Source organism: Romboutsia sp. Marseille-P6047, from assembly GCF_900604535.1.
Taxonomy (GTDB): domain Bacteria; phylum Bacillota; class Clostridia; order Peptostreptococcales; family Peptostreptococcaceae; genus Romboutsia_E.
In genome coordinates, this window is sequence record NZ_UWOT01000001.1 from 277223 (window position 1) to 301278 (window position 24056).

The following is a 24056-nucleotide window of genomic DNA, read 5'->3' on the forward strand; positions in this document are numbered from 1 at the left end:
ATCAAATTAACATAAAGAAAGGAAGATACAATTATGAAATTAGGTATAGTAGGTTTACCAAACGTAGGTAAAAGTACGCTTTTCAACGCTATAACTCAAGCAGGTGCAGAATCTGCAAACTACCCTTTCTGTACAATAGAACCAAACGTAGGTGTGGTTGCTGTTCCAGATGAAAGATTAAATAAATTAAAAGAACTATATGATTCAAAGAAAATAGTTCCAACAGCTATAGAATTCTGCGATATAGCTGGTCTTGTTAGAGGAGCTTCAAAAGGTGAAGGTCTTGGAAATAAATTCTTATCTCACATAAGAGAGGTTGACGCTATAGTTCACGTTGTTAGATGCTTCGAAGATCCTAACGTTGTTCACGTTGATGGAAGTGTTGATCCACTTAGAGATATAGAAACTATAAACTTAGAATTAATATTCTCTGATATAGAAATATTAGAAAGAAGAATACAAAAAAGTGCTAAAGCTGCTAAAGCTGATAAGTCTGTAGCTGCCGAAGTTGAATTCTTAAAAGAAATACTAGCTACTTTAGAAGATAATAAATGTGTTAGAACAATGAGCTTTACTGAAGATCAACAAACATTTGTTAATTCATTAAACTTATTAACTTCTAAACCAGTAATATATGCTACTAATGTATGTGAAGATGATTTAGCTGATGAAGCTGCTAACAATGATTATGTAAACAAAGTTAGAGAATTCGCTGCTACTGAGGATGCTGAAGTTGTAGTTGTTTGTGCTCAAATAGAAGCAGAAATAGCTGAACTTGATACTGAAGAAGAAAAGAAAGAATTCTTAGAAACTTTAGGTCTTGAGCAATCAGGATTAGATAAATTAATAAAATCTTCTTATGCTTTATTAGGACTTATATCTTACTTAACAGCTGGACCTCAAGAGGTTAGAGCTTGGACTATAAAACTTGGAACTAAAGCTCCTGCTGCAGGTGGAAAAATCCACTCTGATATAGAAAGAGGATTCATAAGAGCGGAAACTATTGCTTTTGATGACTTAGTTCATGTTGGTACTATGACTGCTGCTAAAGAAAAAGGATTAGTTAGACTTGAGGGTAAAGAATATATAGTTAAAGATGGAGATGTAATATTATTCAGATTTAACGTTTAATAAAATAAAAGCTATATTTGGGATTAAAACCAAATATAGCTTTTTTTATTATGATATAATTAGTCAATAATCTAAAAATAATTAATTAGGGGGGATATCATATGGAATTAAGATTAGCCAACTTAAACGATGCAAGAGAGATTTTAAATATTTATAAATATTATATTGAAAATACTGCAATTACATTTGAATATAAGATTCCTAGTTTAGAGGAATTTGAAAATAGAGTTAAAACTATATCTAAAGATTATCCTTATATAGTTGCTCTTATTGATAATAAAATAATTGGATATGCTTATGCATCTAAATATAAAGAAAGAGATGCTTATAATTGGGATGTTGAATTGTCTATCTATGCTAATGAATCTTATCACAATAAAAATATAGCCTCTACTCTATATTCTTGCATTTTAGATATTTTAAAACTTCAAGGATTTTATAATGTTTATGCTTGTATTACTGTTCCAAATATAAAAAGTGAGAAATTCCATAAAAAACATGGATTTAATCTTGTAGGATGTTTTAGTCATGCCGGCTTTAAATTTAATAAATGGTGGGATATTATTTGGATGGAGAAAAATATTATAGATTTTAATATACCTCCAAAACCAATAAAACATATTAACTTGATTAAAAATAGTGAGATTCAAAATATATTTAATATGTATGTATAAATATACCTTTAGGCCTTTTAAATAATATTATCCTTTTTAAGCATAATATTTATGAGGTGATTAAATGAAAAAAGCATTATTAACTTTAAGCATAGTTTTATCAATTATTCTTACTCAAGGATTAACTGCTTTATCTTATTCTAAAGAAACATATAAGTTTGAGGTAAAACCACTACCTTACTCTTACGATGCTTTAGAACCTTATATAAGCAAGGAGACTATGACTCTTCATCATGATAAACACTATGCTAATTATGTAAAAAATTTAAATGCAGCCCTAGATAAATATCCTGATTTACAAAATCTTACTTTATATGAATTATTAAGTAATTTAGACTCTTTACCACAAGATGTTAGAAACATAGTAAGAAATAATGGTGGCGGTGTTTACAATCATGAATTATTCTTTAATATAATGTCTAACAAAAATAATCCTGTTCCAACAGGAAAATTAAAAGAAGGCATAGAAAGTACATTTGATTCTTATGAAAACTTCAAATCAGAGTTTAAGAAAAGTGCACTAGATGTATTTGGTTCAGGTTGGACATGGCTTGTATTAGATAAAAATAACAATCTATGCATAGTAAATACACCTAATCAAGATAACCCAATATGTTGTGGATTAAAACCAATAATAGGTATAGACCTTTGGGAGCATGCTTATTATCTTGACTATAAAAACGATCGTTCTAAGTACATAGATAACTGGTTCAATGTACTTGATTGGAATCAAGCTCTTAAGAATTATAAAAATTAAATAAATTATAAAAGCTAGAAAGGATAATAACATATTATTAGTTACAATCCCATCTAGCTTTTCATTATGCAAGTGTTAAGTAATTCTTTTCAGCTAAAACGCTCTTAGCTGCATTCATAGCTATTTCTTTTTCACTAAAAGGTACTCTATCACCTTTTATTATTTGATAAGTCTCATGACCTTTTCCAGCAAATACTATCATATCGCCTTCTTTAGCTATTTCTATAGCCATTTCTATAGCTAACTTTCTATCTGGCTCTACTATATATTCACAATTACTATTTTCAAAAGATTTTGCTATATCACTTATTATATTCATTGGATCTTCAAAATCAGGGTTATCCGAAGTTAGTATACATAAGTCACATTCTTTAGCTGCAACATCTCCTAACTCTTTTCTTCTTAACTCTGTTCTTCCACCTACTGATCCAAATAAACATATTAATCTATTATGATCGTATTTTTTAAGTGTTTGAAGTATATTCTCTAAGCTTACTCCATTATGAGCATAATCAACTATAACTGTTGCATAAGGAAGTATTGGTAAAACTTCTACTCTTCCATTTACCTTAGCTTGTCTTAAAGAGTTTAACATAACTTCTTGTTCTACATCTAAATATCTACAGACAGCTATTACTGCTAATGCATTATATATACTAAATTCTCCTGGAGAACATATATAACAAGGGAAATCTTCTTCTCCTACATGACAAGTGAAACTTACCCCTAATGAGTCTATAGATTTTGAGTACTCTATATTTTTAGCTACTAAATTTGAATTATTTGATATAGAAAATGTTTCTATATCACAAGTTGCTTTATTCATTATTTCTTTAGCATGCTCGTCATCTATATTTATTATTCCATGTTTAGCTAGTGTAAATAGTCTAGCTTTACATTCTAAATAATGTTCAAAAGTTGGATGTTCCTTTGGACCTATATGATCTGGTGATAAATTTGAGAATATTGCAATATCAAAATCTACATCCTCAACTCTATTCATCATAACTCCACCTGATGAAACTTCCATAGATACACACTTTACTCCATTATCTAGCATTGTTCTAAATATTCTATGAAGTTCATAACTTTCTGGAGTTGTGTTAACTGTTTTTTCACTTATACCATTGTAAAAAGTACCATTAGTTCCTATAACTCCTGTATTAAGTCCTGAAGAATTTAGAACTTCACTTACATAGTTAGTTATTGTAGTCTTACCTTTTGTACCCGTTACACCTATAATTTTTAGCTCTTTTGATGGATTACCAAAATAGTTTGCTGACATTTTTGATAAAGCTATTCTACTGTCTTTTACAAATAGTTTTATAGCATCATTTCCTAATTCTATATCATCATTTAGTATAAATACTCTACATCCTCTTTTATAAGCATCCATGCAGTATTTATGACCATCAACAGTTTCACCTTTTATAGCAACAAATATATATCCATCTTCACATTTTGAAGAATTATATGCAATATCTTTTATTTCGATTTCTTTTATTTCGTCCCAAGGCTTATCACAAGTAAATTCAACATCTTCCATAACTTTAAATAATTTCATTACTAAGCCCTCCTTATCCTTGGTATATTCATAAACTGTAGTATATCATATTATTTTTAAATTTTACTTAGAAAATCTATGTTAAAATTGGAATATCATTCTAAGATTTAAATCCTAAAAATAGAGTAGCTTTAACTACTCTATTTTTTTATATTTTATTATTTAACTCTTTTATTGCAATTTTCTATAGTTTTAACAGCTAAAACACCTAATGAATCTATATAAAACTCATCATCTAAGTTATTATCATTTTTTAAAATTGATAATTCTGTACATCCTAAAATTGCACCATCACAGTTATTTTCTTTTAAATTATTGACTATGTCATTAAATTTGTTCATATTAGCAGGGTTTCCACTTTTTATATCATCATATATTATAGACATTATATTAGCTTGTCTATTTTCATCTAATACTAAATAATCTATATCATATTTCTTACACATATTTTGATATAAGTTTGTACTTATATTTCCTGTTGTTGCTAATATTCCTAACTTTTTATGACCTTGTTCTTTTGCATGTTTTACAGTTTCTTCGATTATATTTAAAACAGGAATATTTACACTTTTCTGTATTTCATCATAGAAATAATGAGCTGTGTTGCAAGTTATAACTAAAAAGTCACTTCCAAAGTTTTCTAATCTCTTTGCATCTTTTTTTAGTATATCTACTGGACTGTTTTTGCTTTTTCCAATTATATAATCAGTTCTATCTGGTGTTGTTGCTCTATTAGCTATAACCATATCTATATGATCTTGGTCAGTTTTTGCATCAGTCATCCTTACTACCATATCATAAAAATATACTGTAGCCATAGGTCCAAGTCCACCAATAACACCAACTGTTTTATTATTTTCCATTTTATATCACCACTTTATTTGCAGTATTTATTAAACTTTCTTACTTGGTTTATATTGTATAAGAATACATACCAACTTCTCTTAAAGTTTCCTTTTAAGTCAGCATCATATCCAAATGATGTTGCACTCTTACCTTCTGAATCTAATTTCTTAGCAAGATTTACTAATTCTTGATTTTTAACGAATTTATAAACTACATTCTTAGGTATTACACGCCAGAAGAAAGGTTCTTTTTGTATTTTTAAATCTAATTCTTTATTGTAAACTCTATCTTCAACTACATACTTAGCTATATTATTACCTGAAGATGTTACATAGAAGTTACTTCTACCTTGTCTTAAGTTAATTTCAAATACTTTATATGTGTTATCTCTACTATCATATTTTATATCAAAGTTAGAAAAACCTGTGTAGTTTATACTTTCTAAGAAGTTCTTAAATTTCTCCATTAAAGGACCATCATACTCTGTTATTATAGCAGCATGATTTCCTATTCCTTTTGGTGTATGCTCTTCTAATAATACATGTCCTAAACACATCATCTTAACTTTACCATTTTGGTCTGAATAACAAGTTAAAACTCTCATATGTGAGTCATCACCTGGTATAAAGTCTTGTATTATTAAGCTCTTATCATATTTTCCATTATATATTGAAGTCGTTATTTCTTTAAACTCTTCTTCGTTGTTAGCAAGATAAGCTTTTTTCATTCCTTCAAATGGATGTTGCCAGAATAATACACTATCTGAAGGCTTTATTATAACTGGATACTTAAATCCAAAGTCTGTTATTTCATCACCTTTTGAGTATATGAATGTTTTAGGGTAATCTAATCCCTTTTCTTCACACATTTGATAGAATAATTCTTTTTCTATAAGCTTTTCTTTTAACTCTTTCCCTATATAAGGAACTATATATTTTTCTGATAATATATCTCTATGATCTATTATTAACTCTGCATATTCATCAGTACATCCATGTATAATTAATTTTTTATTAGGTGCTGCAAGTTCATCTGCAGTGTCTAATAATACTTTTATAAATTCTTCTTCTTCAGTTATTCTTGGGTCTATTCTAAAATCTATTATTTTACTATCCTTAGTTGCACCTAATGCATATCTTCCAAATGCTATTGACTTAACTCCATAAGCTTCATGATATGCTCTTGCTACACTATAGCAGTTTATATCTCCTCCAACTAAGACTGGTTGAATTGTTATATTTTCCACGTTTTTCCACCTCTTACATTTTAAATTCAACGTACTAAATAAGTATACTGTATTTTAATACTTATGTCAAAATACTACTGTTTTAATCTATATTTAATGTATTAAACTAGAAAAAATATATATAAATACAATATCCTTGGTCTTTCACCATTTTTTTACAAACTCATATTATATACAGACAGGTAAATTTTAATGCCTGTATATATATAATAAAGGTGTTGATTATATGTCAAGTTTTGAAAGTCTAACACCACTTAATGGTTTAGATTTTAACAATTTAATAAATGCAAGACAAAATAACTATGCCTGGTCAATTAGTGGTTTAGGCGATTATATATATGTTGGTACTGGTAGAAATATAATACCTCTATACTCTAGCTTATATATACAAAACTTAAGATTCCCACTATCTTTAACTCCAACAGTACAGGATGATAGAGCTGAGATTTGGAGACTAAGAAAAGATGGTAATTCTACTTGGGAGAAGGTGCTTAAAGCTCCTTATAATAGTAATATCTATGGATTTAGATATATGGTTAACTATAGAGCTTATAATGGTAATCCAGCTCTATATGCAGCTGGCACATGTTTGCCACCTAACAAACTAAAAATATACAAATCAGTAAATGGTATAGACTGGATGGAAACAAAATCTACGGTTTATAATCGAGGAACACTAGAAGGAAACTCTTCAAGAGCTATGGTTATATTTGATAATAAACTATATGTAGCTAATATTGATGAGGGTGGTCAAGTAACTTATCCTCTATTATATAGTAATATAGACCCAGAATTTTTCTCTTGGGAACTAGAAACTTATCCTAGCTCAACTCCAAATTTTGATCCAAATAAAAATCCTTCCGGTGCAATAGTAAATATGGCTGTTTTTAATAATCGTTTATATTTAGCAACATCTATAAATAATAAGATAAGAGTTTGGAGAACAGATACTAATAAAACTGAACTTAATAAATGGACACTTGTAGTTGATGGTTTTGGTAATCCATCTAATACTGTAACTTTAGCTATGGGTGTATTTAAAAATCATCTTTATTTAAGTGGAACAAAAGAGTTGCCATTGTCTTGGATAATACCTCAAGGATTTGATCTAATAAGATTAGATAAAGATGATAAGGTTGAAATGATTGTAGGTCCTAATAGTATATCTGGTATTAATTCTGGTTTTAACAATCCATTTAATGTTTATGGATGGCAAATACAAGAATATAATGGTGCTTTATATATAAGTACTTTTGATAGTGCTTTATTTATGCAACTTATATTAGAAATATTATCTTCTTATAGATCTGATGATGCTTTATCTTCAGAGTTAGTTGATACCTTAATTAAAATGTATAGAATTATAGTAAGACTTTTAAATGAATTTAACTATCCTTTTGGATTTAATTTATATAAATCCTTAGATGGTGTACACTTCTTACCAGTATTTTTAAATGGTTTAGGTAATAGATATAATTATGGAGGTAGAATTTTATATGTAGATTCTTTAAATGACTTATATCTAGGAACTGCTAATCCATTCCAAGGCTTAGAAGTTTGGAAATATAACCTTAAATACCCTAGTAATGATATGTTTAATACACAATCGCTTCCTAATTACAATAAGTTAATTGACTCTATACAAGAATTCTTCCCAGAACTAAATGAATCTACTATGAATCTATTCAAAACTTTAATAGATTCATTATCTATAAACTAGTTAACTATCTAAACAAAAAGGTTGAACATAATAATGTTCAACCTTTTTTTATATTATTTATTTTGTTATAGTAACTCTATTACTTTCTTTTAAATTACATTTACCAGTTTTTACTGTGATTTTTTCATTTGATTCTAAGTTCGTAAATATAACTGGAGTTATACTAGAAGTTGCATTTTCTTCTATATATTTTAAATCCATTTTAGCAAGTTTATCACCAGCTTTAACTTTATCTCCTACATTTACAGCTAAATCAAATCCTTTACCTTCTAGTTTAACTGTTTCTATTCCCATGTGTATAAGTATTTCTCTTCCTGCATCAGATTTTATTATTACTGCATGCTTAGTTGGGAATATAACTTCCACACTACCATCAACTGGAGAACATATTACTCCATCACTTGATTTTATTGCAAATCCATCTCCCATTAACTTACTTGAGAAAACTTCATCTGGAACATCTGATAATTCTAAAATTTGTCCATTAGTTAAAGACATTACCTCTTCAGAACAAGATATTGCTAACTCTGTACTTGAATTTTCTTCAATTTTAGTAACTTCTTTTTTAACTTCTTTATTTTCAGATTTATTAACAATTAATTTACCTGATATTATTTCGTTTATTTCTGATTTTAAAGTATCTGATTTTGTACCGAATATAGCTTGTACATTGTTTCCTACAACCATAACACCAGCTGCACCAAGCTCTTTTAATTTATCTTTATCTACTTTTTCTATATCTTCAACTTGTACTCTAAGTCTAGTTATACAAGCATCTAAACTCTTTAAGTTTTCTTTATTTCCTAAAGCTATTAATATTTCGTTTGCTAATTCACCTTTTCCTAAGCTAGATGAAGAACTTACTTCTTCTGTTTCATCTTCTCTACCTGGAGTCTTTAAGTCAAACTTTCTTATCATAAATCTAAATCCGAAGTAGTATATTACTGCAAGTCCTGCACCTACTACTAAAACAAAATACCAAGGTGTTCTATTTGGTATTATACCAAATAAAGTAAAGTCTATAAGACCACCTGAGAATGTCATACCTATTTTAACATTTAATATTTGCATTAACATAAATGATAAACCTGCAAATACACAGTGTACTGCAAATAATACTGGAGCTACGAATAAGAATGCAAATTCTATTGGCTCAGTTATACCAGTTAAGAATGAAGTTAATGCTGCTGATGCCATTATACCAGCAACGTATTTTTTCTTTTCAGGTTTTGCTTCATGTACCATAGCTAAAGCTGCTGCTGGAAGTCCAAACATCATGAATGGGAATTTACCAGTCATGAATGTACCAGCTGTAAATTCTACACCATCTTTAAGTTGTGCAAACCATATACTTTGATCTCCCATTACAAGATCTCCTGCACTGTTTACATACTCACCAAATTGATACCAGAATGGATTATAAAATGCATGATGTAATCCAAATGGTATTAACGCTCTTTCTATAACTCCAAATAAGAATGCTGCTAAAGTTCTGTTAGCATCTATAACTGTTTGAGAGAATGACATTAACCCCATTTGTATTGGAGGCCATACGAATGTTAATGCTACACCTATTAATAATGCTAATACTGATGTTATAATAGGAACGAATCTTTTCCCTGCAAAGAAACCTAAATATTGAGGTAATTCAATTTTATAGAATTTCTTATACATACTTGATGCAAGAATACCTATGATGATACCACCAAATACACCTGTTTGTATTGTAGGTATACCTAAAACATTAGCATACATAGGGCCAGTCATATCAGCTGTTATTCCAGCTGTAACACTCATAGCCTTATTCATTACTAACATACCAACGATTGCTGCAAGAGCTGCAACACCCTCACCATCAGTTAAACCAACTGCAACACCTACTGCAAATATTAAAGGTAAGTTATCAAATATTATTTGACCACAACCTTCCATCATACTTGCTATTAAAGCAACTGTACCATTTGCTAAGAATGGCATATATGATATAACATTTTCATTTACTAATGCATTACCTAATCCTAAAAGTATACCTGCTGCTGGAAGTATAGCAACTGGTAGCATTAGCGACTTACCAACTTTTTGTAAAACACCGAATAATTTCTTAAACATTGCTTTTAATCTCCCTTTCTTATTTTATAATTGTTAAAATTTATTTGATTATTGCTATAAAAAAAGACTTAAGCTTATAGAAATATACAATTATCTTTAATAGATATAAGTATCTAAGCCTACCCTAAAAGTATGCGTATAACCTAAACCTACTAAAACAATAATCATATATTCTTATAAACCTAAGTCTTGCCTGCCAAACAGTAACAACCTTAATACGGTTTAATTTATGATTGATTTTTCTTCTATTTTTATAACTTCTATTACCCTATTAATATGAAGTATTAAGTATAAAAGCTCATCTTCACTGACAACATATTCATAGTGTTCTTCTATAAATGTTTTTATTTTACTTGCACATTTATATGAATCTTCATATTTTTCTTTTATAATTCCTAAAAGTTCATTTTGTTTATTTTCTTTGCTTTCATTTTTTATTAATCTTTTTGCAAAAAACTTTAAATGAGTTAATAATCTTTCATAGTTCATTTCATTTTGATTAAACTCAACGGAGTAATAATACCTTATAATATTAAGTATTTCTTTAACTATCTTTGTCATTAAAAATGATTCAGATGTATTTTCATTATAATTGGCATTTACTATATGCATGGCTATAAAAGCTGCTTCATCTTCTGGTAGGTTAACATCAAATTCTTTATTTAAGTAACCGATTGCCCAAATACCAATTTCAAATTCTCTTTTATGAATTCTTCTTATTTCATAAAGTAATTCATTTTTTATTTCTATATTTTCTTTATGTCTTTTAAGTGCAAATGCTATATGATCTGTAAGTGCCACATATATATAGTCATATAATTCAGCTTTTAGCTTTGTTTCAGCATATTCAACTATAGCCGAACTAGCTTTAAATACATCTTCATCAACCTCAAGGGCTAGTTTGCTTATCTTATTTTTGAAACCTTCATCTTCAGCTACAAACTTTTTTTCTATTTTACTCTCGTCAGCTAATTGGCCTAATTTTTTTTGAAATCCTATACCACAACCTGTAAGTATTAGCTGTTTATTGTTTTCATCTTTTACCAATACCACATTGTTGTTATAAACTCTTTCAATAATCATCCTTACTTGTACCCCCTCTAACTGACTATAAATATGTATAAAATTAAAAATACCTAAATTAAGATACAGCAATGCTGTAAAACTTAACCTAGGTATTGCCTGCATTATCAGTAACAATCCAATAATAGTTAATTGAATTAGTTTTATATTTATTATAATTTAATTCTAGTATAATACATATTTAGTGTCAAGTTTTTTCTATTTAAAATATATAATATTTTTATATTACATTTCCTTTATTAAACCTTTTCTATACGCTAATAAAAGTAATTTTAAATCCTTTATTTCATCTTGTATTTTTTCTCCAGCTTCAGTATCTTTAACTCTTCTTCTTTTTACCTTATGTTCTACAACAACAGTAGTTGATAATATATCACTTTCGTTCGCTATAGCTTCTTCTGCTGAGCTAAAAGGTTCGTGAGATACTAACTGTAAGCTATAAGAATTGTATATTAAAGTATACCCAGCAATACCAGTTTTCTTTTGATATGCTTTTGAGAATCCTCCGTCTATAACTAAAATTCTTCCATTAGCTTTTATTGGGCTTTCTCCATTTTTACTTTCTACAGGAACATGTCCATTTATTATATGAGATTCTTCAAAATCCAACTCAAATTCATCGAAAATTCTTTTACATATTGTCTCATCTTCTCTTAAGAAATAATATGGATTTTTATTTTCTTTATGAGCTTCTTTTTCTGATATAAAGTATCTTTCAAAAGTTGTCATATCATCTTTTCCAAATAAAGATGAGCATTTTCCAGTCCATAAATACCACATAATATCCATTCCATATTGTTTTTGTAATGTATTTTCAGCAAAGAAATAACCTTCTCTAGCTAAAGCTTCCATTTTGTCCATTAAGGCTCTACCTTTATATTCTTTATTTTTTATATTCATAGGCATAAAGCTTCCGTCTTCATTTAATGGTATACATCCATGGAATAATAAATTTGAATTTGCTTTTAAATAAATGCTACCCTTTGAAAATAAGAATGAAACATGTTTTTGAAGTTTTTCACTTCCTTTAAAAGAAGATATTAATTTTTCTACTAAGATTTCTTCTGCTTTAGTTAGCTTATATGGATTTTTAGGGTCTATTGTTGGGAAGTAATTATCTTTTAATTTATATACTTTTCCTTTTAAATTAATCGTTCCTTCTTCATAGTTTATCTTATCTAGTAATAATCTATGATTCATATCAAATTCAGGTCTTCTATTTATTACTTCTCCCTCTAGTTTGAATTGTATTATACTTATAGCTTTATGCATTTTTGCAATAAGACCTTTTTCACTATTTGATACGTTTTGTTCTCCTACTTTAGGTAAAAACTCCTTACAAGGGTCATCTTTGTAAGCATCCATTGCAAAGGTAGCAAGTGGCAATAAGTTAATTCCATAAAAATCTTCCGCTATATCTAAATTTGCATATCTTGCACAAATTCTAAGTGCATTAGCTATATTAACAGGTTGTCCAGCAGCTGCGCCCATCCATAATATATCATGGTTCCCCCACTGTATATCTACACTATGATGCTGCATTAGCATATCCATAATAATATCAGGTCTTGGACCTCTATCATATATATCTCCTATTATATGTAACCTATCAACTACTAATTTTTGTATTACTTTAGATATTGCTATTATAAACTCTTTAGCTCTGTCTATTTCAATAATAGTCTCAACTATACTATGGTAGTATTCATGCTTATGGTCGCTACTATTATCTGGATGTAATAATTCCTCCATTATATATCTAAATTCTTCTGGTAAGAATTTTCTAACCTTAGATCTTGTGTATTTGCTTGATGTATACCTGCAAAGTTCTATAAGTCTATACATGTTTATTCTATAAAAATCTTCTATGTCAGTTTCTTCCTTAGATATTAAATCTAATTTTTGTTCTGGATAATAAACAAGAGTCGCTAACATCTTCTTTTCCGATTCTCTTATGCTATTAGAAAAAAGCTCTTCTATCTTTCTTTTTATAACTCCTGATCCATTTTTTAATACATGTACAAATGGTTCATACTCACCATGTATATCAGTTAAAAAATGTTCTGTTCCCTTAGGAAGATTAAGTATTGCTTCTAAATTTATAATTTCTTCACTAGCCTTAGATATGCTAGGGTACTGTTTCGATAGTAATCTTAAATATTTAATATTATTATTTAAATAATCATCTGACACAGTTGATAATTCTCTCATTATTTTTCCTCCAACTTATCTTTTTCTACTTAATTATTATAACATATTTATGTATATCTTTTTTTATATGCTATACTATTTATTTCAAAAAAATCTTGGTAATATAAATACATATTTATATATACCAAGATTTTATTTTATTTATTTTTTATTTGTTTTGCAAGCACTATCTGATGGACAGTTTTTACAACTACATCCACAGGTACTTTTTCCACTTTTGTAAGATTTAATTCCATTTTTTATAACATAAAATACTATTAAGAAAGCGCCTATTCCAATAATATAATTAATCATTAATTTAATTCACTTCCTTATTATTTAAAATATCATCTGGCATATTATATAAGTTAAGAATGCAACTATCCATGCAACTATCATTTGGAAACCAACTGTAATACCAGTCCATTTCCAAGAACCCATTTCTCTTTTTATAGCTCCTACAGCTGCAAAGCATGGCATACATAATAAATTAAATATCATATATGAAAATGCTGATGCTTGAGTAAATACTGCTGCTACTTGTGGTATTGCCGCACTACCTTCCATTGCAGCTTCAGTTATAGCATCAGATGCTCCAAATAAAACTCCGAAAGTAGATACTATATTTTCTTTTGCAATCCATCCTGTAACTACACCAACTGAAGCTCTCCAGTCACCAAATCCTAAAGGAGCAAATATCCATTGAATACTTCTACCAATAGAAGCTAATATACTATCTTCCATTTCACACATTCCAGATAAATTAAAGCTTGATAAAACCCATATCAATATTGTTGATGCTAAAATTATCGTTCCTGCTTTTATCGCAAAACCTTTTACTTTTTCCCATGCATGTATTAAAACACTTTTTAATGTAGGTATTCTATATTGAGGAAGCTCCATTATAAAGTTTGATGCTTCTCCTTTTAATACAAACTTACTTAATATTAGTGCAGATACTACTGCAACAACTAGACCTAACATATATATTGTATACACTATGTTAGTTTGATTACTAGTTGCAAATAAAGTTGCTGCAAACATTAAATATATTGGAAGCTTTGCTCCACAAGACATAAACGGAGTTATCATCATAGTTATCTTACGATCTTTTTCATTTTCTAAAGTTCTAGATGCCATAAGCGCTGGAACAGAACAACCAAATCCCATTAATAATGGAATAAATGATTTTCCTGATAAACCAAATTTTCTAAAAATCTTATCCATAACAAAAGCAACTCTAGCCATATATCCACTATCTTCAAGTACTGACATAAGTAAGAATAAAACTAGTATTTGTGGTAAAAATGATACAACTCCACCTACACCAGCAAGTATTCCATCTCCTACAAGAGATATTGCCCACTCAGCAGCTCCTAAATATTCTAACGAACTTAGTATAGTTTCAGTTAATGGTCCATCCCAAAAATCACAAACTATAGTCTGTAAATAAACACCAATTCCTATTATACTTTCTCCAAAAGTAATAGAGAAAAGTAAATACATTACAGCTAAAAATATAGGTATAGCTAAAATTCTATTAGTTAAAATTTTATCTATTTTATCTGAAGTTGTTTCTTCTCTTTTTCCATTCTTAGGTTTTGATTTAGAAACCGTCTTATTTACTATCTTTGAAATAAATTTATATCTTTGATCTGCTATCTCTGACTCAATATCACCATCAAATTCTTCATTTGCTTTTGATAAAATATCTTGGATATCAATTTTTTCTGATACACTTAATGATTCATTTACTATAGCATCTTCCTCTAAGATTTTTAATGCTTTCCATGTATTTATATCACTTTTATCACTTAATTTTGAATGTATTTTTTGAACATACTCTTCTATTTTCTCAGAAAATACATCAATACCTAAATCTAAACTAAGCGCTTCAGTTCCATCTACAGATATATGTACATCTTCTATGTCTTTTATAGAATCATGGTTATACATCTTAGCAACTTCTATAGCTGTATCCATTAGTTCTTTCATACCTTTTCCACTTCTAGCTATGACTGGAACAACTTTTACACCTAAGTATTTTTGAAGTTTTTCTATATTTATTTTAGTTCCTCTAGCTTCAACCTCATCCATCATATTAAGAGCTATAACTGTAGGAATCTTCGTTTCAAAAATTTGTAATGTAAGATACATATTTCTTTCTATGTTTGTTGCATCTATTATATTTATAAGTACATCTGGTTTTTCATCAATAATATAATTCCTAGCTACTATCTCCTCTTGAGAATATGGAGATAAAGAATAAATTCCTGGCAAATCTACTATATTTATATCTTTATTTTTCTTATACTTACCTTCTTTTTTCTCTACAGTTACACCTGGCCAGTTACCAACATGTTGTTTTGAGCCTGTTATTTCATTAAATACTGTAGTTTTACCACAGTTTGGATTTCCTGCTAACGCTATTGTATATCCCATAACATTTCCCCTCGATTACTTTAATACTATATTTTGTGCCTCATCTTTTCTAAGGCTTAATTCATATCCTCTTATATTTATTTCTATTGGATCACCTAATGGTGCTACCTTAATAACTTCAACTTTTACACCTGGTGTTACTCCCATATCCATTAATCGCCTTCTTATAGGCCCTTTTTCACCTATACTTTTTACTATTCCTGACTGACCAGGATTTAAATCCTTTAATGTCATCTTTATCCCTCCTTAAGAAACTATTATTTTATTTGCAATTCCTTTATTTAAAGCTACTTTAGATCCTTTTACTAATAAAATAAGCCCACTTGGATTTTCAGCTACTATTTCTACTTTTTCGCCAACTATAAATCCTAAGCTTTGTAAATGCCTTTTTACAGAATCTTTAGCCCTTACTTCTACTATTTTTCTCTTTTCTCCAATGCCTATCATACTTAATGCCATTTTAACATCTCCTTCTCGTAAATAATTTTGAAAATCATTATCATCAATTCAATTGTAGTCCTATTGGTAATCATTGTCAATTAATATTTATTTTTGATATATAAAAAATGAGTTATCTCCTTTGAGATAACTCGTTTCACTTTATAACTTATTATTTAGCTGATTTAATTAGTTGAATTTTTATTACTTTATTCGTCACAGCAACATATTTGTCCAGATATAATTATTCTTCTTTGATTAACTTCACCTGGTTGTAAAGTAGCAATTGTAACAGTAAGCAATCCATTAACAACACTAATATTTGGTTGTGGATCTAAATCATCACCATTTGCATCTCTAACTACTACATCACCTTCATCAAAGCAGAATCTTGAATCAAATAAGTCTGTAACTACTACATTTGTAGCAGCTATAGTTCCTGTATTTATAAGTCTTATTGTATAAGTTAAATCATCACCACATTCAACACATCTAACATTTCCTCTAATTGCCTTAAGTACTTCTACTCTAGCATATCTAATAGGAATATTTTGACTATCTAATTGAAGATCTTCAACTTCATTAACTGTAACTGTAACTGTATTATCAACAGATTGAGATGCACCTACATCAGAGTTAACTTGAACTTTATAAGAGAATATAAACATGTCATTTGGATCTAATCCTTCATTTGCAGTTATTATTAATGGATCTGTAGTTCCAACAGTAAAATCAACATCTTGATCAGTACCATTTGGAACATGAAGAACTACTTTTGCACTGTTAGGTACATATGTTGATATGTTATCTAAGTCATCTGAGATTTGTACTCCAGTTAATACTGTATCTCCTGTATTAATTACTGTAACTGTATAAAGAATTATATCTTCAGGTTCTGTAGCTTCTTTAGAAGCTGATTTAATAATTCTAAAGTCAGGATTTATTCCATTTACTATACATGTTCTAACTGGATTACTAATAACAGAAGCTTCTTCTGCCTCCGCTTCAATTCCATCTTCAACTGGTCTATATTGATAATTTACAAATGCTACATTTCTTATTTCACATCCATCATCACAAGTTTCTGGACATGATGTTTGTAATTTTTTCATAGTACTATCTTCCACAGTACTTTCACCTCTTAATATTGTATTAGTAGTAATTACTACTTAATATAATATATAAAATTATGTCGATAAACGTTACTATTTTTAAAATTCATGTCATAATTTATGTTTTTATGATTTTAATATTCAAATTTTGTAACTGAACTTACTTCAATCAAGTTATTATTTAATATTTTATAGTTTGTACTTAATACAGTGATATTTATTTCACTTACTCTATTTTTATCAAATGGTACACTATATTCATAGTTTTTATAATAATCATAATAGTGACTATGACCTTGTTTATTATAATAGATACGTAATTTTAATCTAAATCTTATAATCAAGCATTTATTATTGTGTTCTATATAATAATCATGTAATTCTGCATTACCTTTTATAGAAAGATTATATATTTGTTGTTTATTTAAGCAAAGTTCACTAAGATCTACACAACCTTTAATACATTCAATTTGATAATAATTACATCTATGAATTTGAATTGATTCTGTATTGCTTTCTGTGATCTTAGTAATTATCTGGTCTGAATTATTATATGAATAAACAACTTGTGCTTTATTTTTTAATACACAGTCATCGGATTTTTCAACCATAATTATTCTCCTTTAAGTATAATTACTTTAATTTGGATTAATTTAGATATAATTATCCCCTATATAATATACAAATTGTTGCAGATTTGTTACTTATTTTACATAAAAGCAAAAAAAGAGCTATCTCTTAATGAGATAACTCTTTTTTATATATTAAGATTTTAGTGAACTAACTCGTAGCTAGCTAATCTCTTATAACTTTCTAATCTTTCTTTAGCACTTTGTTCAGCTTGAGCAAATAATTCTTCAGCTACATCTGGGAATTGTTTTGCAACAGCAGAGTATCTTACTTGATTTAATAAGAATTCTCTGAAGCTTTCAGTTGGCTCTTTAGAGTCTAAGCTGAATGGATTCTTACCAGATGCTTGTAATTCTGGGTTGAATCTGTATAAATGCCAGTATCCAGCTTTAACAGCTTTATTTTCGTTTTCTACACTACGTCCCATACCTTCTTTTAATCCGTGAGATATACATGGAGCGTAGCAGATTATTAATGATGGTCCATCATATTTTTCAGCTTCTACTATAGCTTTCATGAATTGGTTCTTATCTGCACCCATAGCTACTTGTGCTACGTATACATTTCCATAAGACATTGCCATCATACCAAGGTCTTTCTTTCTAGTTCTCTTTCCAGCAGCAGCGAACTTAGCCATTGCAGCAACTGGAGTTGACTTAGAAGATTGTCCTCCTGTATTTGAGTAAATTTCTGTATCGAATACAAGAACATTTACATTTTCACCTGATGCAAGAACATGGTCTACACCACCGTAACCGATATCATATGCCCAACCGTCTCCACCAAGGATCCATTGAGATCTCTTAATTAAGTAATCTTCTCTTTCTTTTATTTCTTCAACTAAAGCTTTAACTTCAGCATTTTCTATATTGTGAGAGTTTGCTAATACTGCACTTACTTTAGCACTTGCAGCCTTAGAAGCTTCTCCATCTTCTTTAGCATCTAACCAAGCAGTAAATGCTTCTCTTGCTTCATCACATATATCCATAGCTAATAAGCTTTCCATATTTTCAGCTATTTTAGCTCTTATATGTTTAACTGCTAAATACATACCATATCCGAATTCAGCATTGTCTTCGAATAATGAGTTTGCCCAAGCAGGACCTTTACCTTCATGGTTAATTGTATATGGAGATGATGGGTATGAACCACCCCAAATTGAAGAACATCCAGTAGCATTAGCTATCATCATTCTATCTCCAAATAATTGAGTTACGTTTTTGATGTATGCAGTTTCACCACATCCAGCACAAGCTCCTGAGAACTCATGTAATGGTTGTCTGAACTGACTTCCTTTTACAGTTGTTGGTGCCATTATGTCACCTTTTGGAGCAACTTTTTTATGATCAGCTGCGAATGCCCAGTTATCAACTTCTTGTAATTGACTTTCAAGAGGCTTCATAACTAAAGCTTTATCTTTAGCTGGACATATGTCAGCACAGTTTCCACATCCTGTACAGTCCATTGGACTTAATTGTATTCTATATTGTAATCCTTCGAATCCTTTACCTATAGCTTTTTTAGCATTAAATGATTCTGGAGCATTTTGTAATTCTTCTTCATTTACAAGAACTGGTCTTATACATGAATGAGGACATATGAATGAACATTGGTTACATTGGATACAGTTTTCTAATATCCATTCAGGAACATTAACAGCTATACCACGTTTTTCGTAAGCAGCTGTACCATGTGGCATAGTACCATCTTCTAAACCTTCATTAAATGCAGATACAGGTAATTTGTTACCTTGTTGTGCAGTTATAGGTCTTAATATATTTTTGATGAAGTATGGTTCTTCAACTTTTTCAACCTTTTCATCATTTGCATTAGCCCACTCAGCTGGAACTTCAACTTTAACTAAAGAGTTTATACCTCTTTCAACAGCTTCGTAGTTCATGTTAACAACTTTTTCACCTTTTTTACCGTAAGCTTTAGCTATAGAATCTTTTAAGTATTCTACTGCTTGTTCTACTGGTATTATGTTTGCTAACTTGAAGAATGCAGATTGCATTATCATGTTTATTCTATTTCCAAGCCCTATTTCTTGAGCTATCTTAGTAGCATTTACAGTGTAGAACTCTATGTTATTTTGAGCTATAAATTGCTTTAAGTGAGCTGGTAAATGTTCTTCAAGACCAGCTTGATCCCATATTGTATTTAATACAAATGTTCCACCTTTTTTAAGACCTTCTAATAATCCATCATATTGATATACATAAGCTTGAGTATGACATGCTATGTAATCAGCTTCGTCTATTAGGTAAGTTGATCTTATTGGCTCATCACCGAATCTTAAGTGAGACATTGTTACCCCACCAGATTTTTTAGAGTCATAATCGAAGTATGCTTGTACATATTTCTTAGTATTATCACCTATTATTTTTATAGCTTGTTTATTAGCTCCAACTGTACCGTCAGATCCTAATCCCCAGAACTTACATCTTACAGTTCCTGGAACCGCAACTTTTAATGGTTCTGATAATTCTAATGATCTGAAAGTAACGTCATCGTCTATACCTACTGTGAAGTTATTTTTTGGATTTTCTGAAGCTAAGTTATCAAATACAGTTTTTATTTCTGTTGGAGTAGTATCTTTTGATCCTAATCCATATATTCCACCTATTATCATAGGAGCATTTTCTTTATTGTAGTATGCAGAACGTACGTCTAAGTATAATGGTTCTCCTGGAGCACCTGGTTCCTTAGTTCTGTCTAATACACATATTCTTTCAACTGTGCTTGGTATAGCATCCATTAAATGTTCTATTGAGAATGGTCTGTATAAGTGAACTTTTACTAAACCTACTTTTTGACCTTGTGCATTTAATGCATCAACAGTTTCTTCTATAGTTTCTGTTACAGAACCCATAGCTATTATTATGTTAGTAGCATCTTCTGCTCCATAATAATTGAATAATCCGTATTTTCTTCCTGTTAAGTCGCTCATTTTGTTCATGTATTTTTCAACTATTCCAACTATATCTTCATAGTATCTATTTGAACTTTCTCTAGTTTGGAAGTATACATCTGGGTTTTGAGCTGTACCACGAGTTACAGGATGATTTGGAGATAAAGCTCTATCTCTGAAAGCTTGTAAAGCTTCTCTATTTAATAAACTTGCGTAATCTTCATTTTCTAATAATTCAACTTTTTGGATTTCGTGAGAAGTTCTGAATCCATCAAAGAAGTTTATAAATGGTAATCTACCTTCGATTGCTGCTAAGTGAGCAACTGGAGATATATCAGCTACCTCTTGAACAGAACCTGATGCTAACATAACACATCCAGTTTGTCTTGCAGCCATAACGTCTTGGTGATCACCGAATATAGATAAAGCTTGAGCAGCTAATGCACGAGCACTAACATGGAATACCCCCGGTAAAAGCTCTCCAGCTGTTTTATACATATTTGGTATCATTAATAATAAACCTTGTGAAGCTGTGAATGTAGTTGTTAAAGCACCTGCTTGTAATGAACCATGGAATGTTCCAGCAGCACCTGCTTCAGATTGCATCTCTACAACACTTACTTTTTGCCCGAAGATATTTTTTCTACCTTGAGCTGACCATTCATCTACAACTTCTGCCATTGTTGAAGATGGAGTGATTGGGAATATAGCAGCTACTTCTGTAAATGCATATGCAACGTGAGCAGCAGCTGTATTACCATCAACTGTTTTCATGAATTTTGCCATACTACGTAATCCTCCTTAATATATTACTACAAATGTAATCTTTGTGAGGTAAATATTTGTTCTATGTATTTTGCACACAATTATCTCACTGATTAAACCAATTCTACATAATGGGATAAAATCCTTCTATTCTTTTTAAACTTCTCAGTTATTAAGAAATTTAAGATATCTTCTTCTATTAATCAAATAATCATAATATGATATACCCATATATGTTTTATTTTAAACCTTTTTCAAAAATTTATTTGTATTCTTAATTAATAAAAAATATTTTTAATATCCACCGTCAGATACTTCATCTCCACTTACTATAGCTATAGATGCACTTGCACCTATTCTACTAGCTCCAGCATTTATAACAGCATCTGCGTCTTTTTTACATCTAACTCCACCTGATGCTTTTACTCCAATGTGTGGACCTACTGTATCTCTCATTAACTTGATGTCCTCTGGAGTTGAACCACCTGTTCCAAATCCTGTAGAAGTTTTTACATAGTCAGTTCCAGCTTTTACAGCTAGTTCACAAGCTATCTTCTTTTCTTCATCAGTTAAGTAGCAAGTTTCTATTATTACTTTTACTAAAGCATTTTTATTTGCAGCATCTACAACTGCTTTTATATCTTTTTCAACTAAGTCATAATTTTTATCTTTTAAAGCACCTATGTTTATAACCATATCTACTTCATCTGCACCTTTAGCTATTGCATCCTTTGTTTCAAATGCTTTAACTTCTGGTGTGTTAGCACCTAAAGGGAAGCCTATTACTGTACATACTTTAACATTAGATCCTTCTAACTCTTTTTTTGCTAACTCTACGTGAGTAGGATTTATACATACAGAAAAGAAATTATGTTCTTTTGCTTCGTTACAAACTTTTATAACATCTTCTTTTGTAGTCGTAGCTTTTAAAACTGTATGATCTATCATGTTTGCTATTTTATTAGTCATATTAAGTCTCCTTCTTTAATCAGTAATTTAGTACATACTATATATTACCACATTTTGGATACCTTTTAAAATTATGTTTATTAATAAATTGTATTAAGTTTATTAATAATTTATATAAAATATATTTTCCATAATAGAATTAATTATTATAAAATTTAGTAATATAAATTTTACCTGAATTAATAATATAACTTTGAGTACTTTTTTTAAAGTAGGCACTTTTTTTGTATATAGTATACAAAAGTATACCTCCTATATTTTTAGATATCACCTTTTATGGTATAATATAAAATATCAACTTTACAAAATAACTATTAATTTAAGAGGTGTTATATAATGAGTTCAGAAGTTTCATTTCACAGCAAATGTCACAAAAATAATAGCTGTGCTAAATATAATACTTGTCCAATGTTTTTATTTCATAAATTAGTTTCAGGGAAATGGAAACTTCTAATACTTTGGTATTTAAGTGACGGTTGTTTAAGATTTAGCGAATTAAAGAAAAAATTGCCAGAAGTTACACAGAAAATGTTAACAAATCAATTAAGAAGTTTAGAAAATGATAAACTTATAACTAGAAAAGTTTATGCTGTAATACCACCAAAAGTAGAGTACAGCTTAAGCGAAATGGGTGAAAAAATGATTCCCTTATTAGAAAACATGTATGCATACGGAATTGACTACTTAAAATCTTCTAATGTTAATGATTCTACTAACGAATAAGCACTTCTCTATATCAAAATCAATCTAGTTAAAATAATTTCATTTATAGCTTAATCTATAAAATTTTTAATCCTAACTATAAAGTGTATAAACAAAAATCCTAGTCATTTACAACATATTTTAGTTGCATGACTAGGATTTTTTATAAAGTTATTTAAAGTAGATTATTTTACTAACTCTACTAAGTCTCCATTTCTTACACCAGCAGCGTTTCCTTCTTCCATGTCAACGTGCATTTCTAAAGCGAATTTTTCACTAGCTCTAACTAATACATTTTCGAACACTACAGCTCTTGGTCCAAAAGTTCTAACACTTACTATATCCTTATCTTTAACACCGAATTTTTCAGCATCTTCTAAGCTCATATGTATGTGTCTAGCTGCAACTATAGTTCCTTCTGGCATTTCAACTTCACCTTTAGGTCCTACTAATTTTAATCCTGGAGTTCCTGCTATATCTCCTGATTCTTTTATTGGAGCTTTTACTCCTAAAGCAAATCCATCAGTTAAAGATATTTCAACTTGAGTAGCTGGTCTAGCTGGTCCTAAAACTCTAACTCCTTTTATAGTTCCTTTTGGTCCTACTAAGTCAACTTTTTCTTCACAGGCAAATTGTCCTGGTTGAGATAATGGCTTTAATTCAGTTAATTGATGTCCTTCTCCGAATAAAGCATCTATGTCTGCTTGACTTAAATGTATATGTCTGTTTGATAAAGCTATTGGTAATTTCATTTTGTATCCTCCTAC

Annotated in this window: 20 protein-coding genes; 5 read left to right on the plus strand and 15 right to left on the minus strand. The window is 29.5% G+C overall.

Features of this window, described 5'->3' with window-relative positions; translation table 11 throughout:
* Nucleotides 1-33: 33 nt before the first annotated feature.
* The 3 genes from ychF (at nucleotide 34) to EIH23_RS01375 (ending at nucleotide 2562) form a co-directional block, all read left to right on the plus strand.
* Complete coding sequence (gene ychF / locus EIH23_RS01365; RefSeq protein WP_122638411.1) at nucleotides 34-1131, plus strand: redox-regulated ATPase YchF; 1098 nt, start codon at nucleotides 34-36, stop codon at nucleotides 1129-1131.
* 101 nt (nucleotides 1132-1232) lie between these two features.
* Nucleotides 1233-1805, plus strand: a complete 573-nt coding sequence (locus EIH23_RS01370; RefSeq protein WP_122638412.1) for a GNAT family N-acetyltransferase — start codon at nucleotides 1233-1235, stop codon at nucleotides 1803-1805.
* A gap of 64 nt (nucleotides 1806-1869) precedes the next feature.
* Nucleotides 1870-2562, plus strand: a complete 693-nt coding sequence (locus EIH23_RS01375) for a superoxide dismutase (protein WP_122638413.1) — start codon at nucleotides 1870-1872, stop codon at nucleotides 2560-2562.
* A gap of 64 nt (nucleotides 2563-2626) precedes the next feature.
* On the opposite strand, the gene EIH23_RS01380 is transcribed toward EIH23_RS01375, so the two are convergent.
* The 3 genes from EIH23_RS01380 to EIH23_RS01390 all read right to left on the minus strand — a co-directional run bounded on the left by EIH23_RS01380 (nucleotide 2627) and on the right by EIH23_RS01390 (nucleotide 6218).
* The gene (locus EIH23_RS01380) at nucleotides 2627-4126 is read right to left on the minus strand and encodes a UDP-N-acetylmuramoyl-L-alanyl-D-glutamate--2,6-diaminopimelate ligase (protein WP_122638414.1); all 1500 of its coding nucleotides are present in this window, start codon (nucleotides 4124-4126) and stop codon (nucleotides 2627-2629) included.
* Between the two features lie 158 nt (nucleotides 4127-4284).
* Nucleotides 4285-4989, minus strand: a complete 705-nt coding sequence (locus EIH23_RS01385; RefSeq protein WP_122638415.1) for an aspartate/glutamate racemase family protein — start codon at nucleotides 4987-4989, stop codon at nucleotides 4285-4287.
* A 14-nt stretch (nucleotides 4990-5003) separates the two neighbouring features.
* Nucleotides 5004-6218, minus strand: coding sequence for a carboxylate--amine ligase (locus EIH23_RS01390; protein ID WP_122638416.1), 1215 nt, complete (start codon nucleotides 6216-6218; stop codon nucleotides 5004-5006).
* A 226-nt stretch (nucleotides 6219-6444) separates the two neighbouring features.
* Here EIH23_RS01390 and EIH23_RS01395 point away from each other — a divergent pair, with 226 nt between their 5' ends.
* A complete protein-coding gene (locus EIH23_RS01395) occupies nucleotides 6445-7938 on the plus strand; it encodes a hypothetical protein (RefSeq protein ID WP_122638417.1) in 1494 nt (497 codons plus the stop codon).
* 57 nt (nucleotides 7939-7995) lie between these two features.
* Here the strand turns inward: EIH23_RS01395 and ptsG are convergent, their stop codons facing one another.
* The 11 genes from ptsG to deoC all read right to left on the minus strand — a co-directional run bounded on the left by ptsG (nucleotide 7996) and on the right by deoC (nucleotide 22587).
* Nucleotides 7996-10047, minus strand: a complete 2052-nt coding sequence (ptsG, locus tag EIH23_RS01400) for a glucose-specific PTS transporter subunit IIBC (RefSeq protein WP_122638418.1) — start codon at nucleotides 10045-10047, stop codon at nucleotides 7996-7998.
* A gap of 222 nt (nucleotides 10048-10269) precedes the next feature.
* Nucleotides 10270-11130 carry a BglG family transcription antiterminator LicT gene (gene licT, locus EIH23_RS01405; protein ID WP_122638419.1) on the minus strand — a complete coding sequence of 287 codons (861 nt, stop codon included), beginning with the start codon at nucleotides 11128-11130 and terminating at the stop codon, nucleotides 10270-10272.
* Nucleotides 11131-11355: 225 nt separating this feature from the next.
* On the minus strand, nucleotides 11356-13341 hold the full coding sequence (locus EIH23_RS01410; protein WP_122638420.1) for a fructose-1,6-bisphosphatase: 1986 nt from the start codon (nucleotides 13339-13341) through the stop codon (nucleotides 11356-11358).
* 141 nt (nucleotides 13342-13482) lie between these two features.
* Nucleotides 13483-13635 carry a FeoB-associated Cys-rich membrane protein gene (locus EIH23_RS01415; RefSeq protein ID WP_122638421.1) on the minus strand — a complete coding sequence of 51 codons (153 nt, stop codon included), beginning with the start codon at nucleotides 13633-13635 and terminating at the stop codon, nucleotides 13483-13485.
* A 24-nt stretch (nucleotides 13636-13659) separates the two neighbouring features.
* Nucleotides 13660-15762 carry a ferrous iron transport protein B gene (gene feoB / locus EIH23_RS01420; RefSeq protein ID WP_122638422.1) on the minus strand — a complete coding sequence of 701 codons (2103 nt, stop codon included), beginning with the start codon at nucleotides 15760-15762 and terminating at the stop codon, nucleotides 13660-13662.
* Nucleotides 15763-15777: 15 nt separating this feature from the next.
* On the minus strand, nucleotides 15778-15996 hold the full coding sequence (locus EIH23_RS01425; protein WP_122638423.1) for a FeoA family protein: 219 nt from the start codon (nucleotides 15994-15996) through the stop codon (nucleotides 15778-15780).
* A 12-nt stretch (nucleotides 15997-16008) separates the two neighbouring features.
* Nucleotides 16009-16221, minus strand: a complete 213-nt coding sequence (locus EIH23_RS01430) for a FeoA family protein (protein ID WP_122638424.1) — start codon at nucleotides 16219-16221, stop codon at nucleotides 16009-16011.
* Nucleotides 16222-16409: 188 nt separating this feature from the next.
* On the minus strand, nucleotides 16410-17327 hold the full coding sequence (locus EIH23_RS01435) for a DUF7507 domain-containing protein (RefSeq protein WP_122638425.1): 918 nt from the start codon (nucleotides 17325-17327) through the stop codon (nucleotides 16410-16412).
* 119 nt (nucleotides 17328-17446) lie between these two features.
* Nucleotides 17447-17923 (minus strand): hypothetical protein, encoded by a 477-nt coding sequence (locus tag EIH23_RS01440; protein ID WP_122638426.1) that lies wholly within the window; start codon nucleotides 17921-17923, stop codon nucleotides 17447-17449.
* A gap of 161 nt (nucleotides 17924-18084) precedes the next feature.
* Nucleotides 18085-21639, minus strand: coding sequence for a pyruvate:ferredoxin (flavodoxin) oxidoreductase (gene nifJ, locus EIH23_RS01445; RefSeq protein WP_122638427.1), 3555 nt, complete (start codon nucleotides 21637-21639; stop codon nucleotides 18085-18087).
* Nucleotides 21640-21912: 273 nt separating this feature from the next.
* Nucleotides 21913-22587, minus strand: a complete 675-nt coding sequence (gene deoC, locus EIH23_RS01450) for a deoxyribose-phosphate aldolase (RefSeq protein WP_122638428.1) — start codon at nucleotides 22585-22587, stop codon at nucleotides 21913-21915.
* Nucleotides 22588-22923: 336 nt separating this feature from the next.
* On the opposite strand from deoC, the gene EIH23_RS01455 reads away from it, so the two are divergent.
* On the plus strand, nucleotides 22924-23310 hold the full coding sequence (locus tag EIH23_RS01455) for a winged helix-turn-helix transcriptional regulator (RefSeq protein WP_122638429.1): 387 nt from the start codon (nucleotides 22924-22926) through the stop codon (nucleotides 23308-23310).
* Between the two features lie 164 nt (nucleotides 23311-23474).
* Here the strand turns inward: EIH23_RS01455 and pduL are convergent, their stop codons facing one another.
* Nucleotides 23475-24041 carry a phosphate propanoyltransferase gene (gene pduL / locus EIH23_RS01460; protein ID WP_122638430.1) on the minus strand — a complete coding sequence of 189 codons (567 nt, stop codon included), beginning with the start codon at nucleotides 24039-24041 and terminating at the stop codon, nucleotides 23475-23477.
* Nucleotides 24042-24056 lie beyond the last annotated feature (15 nt).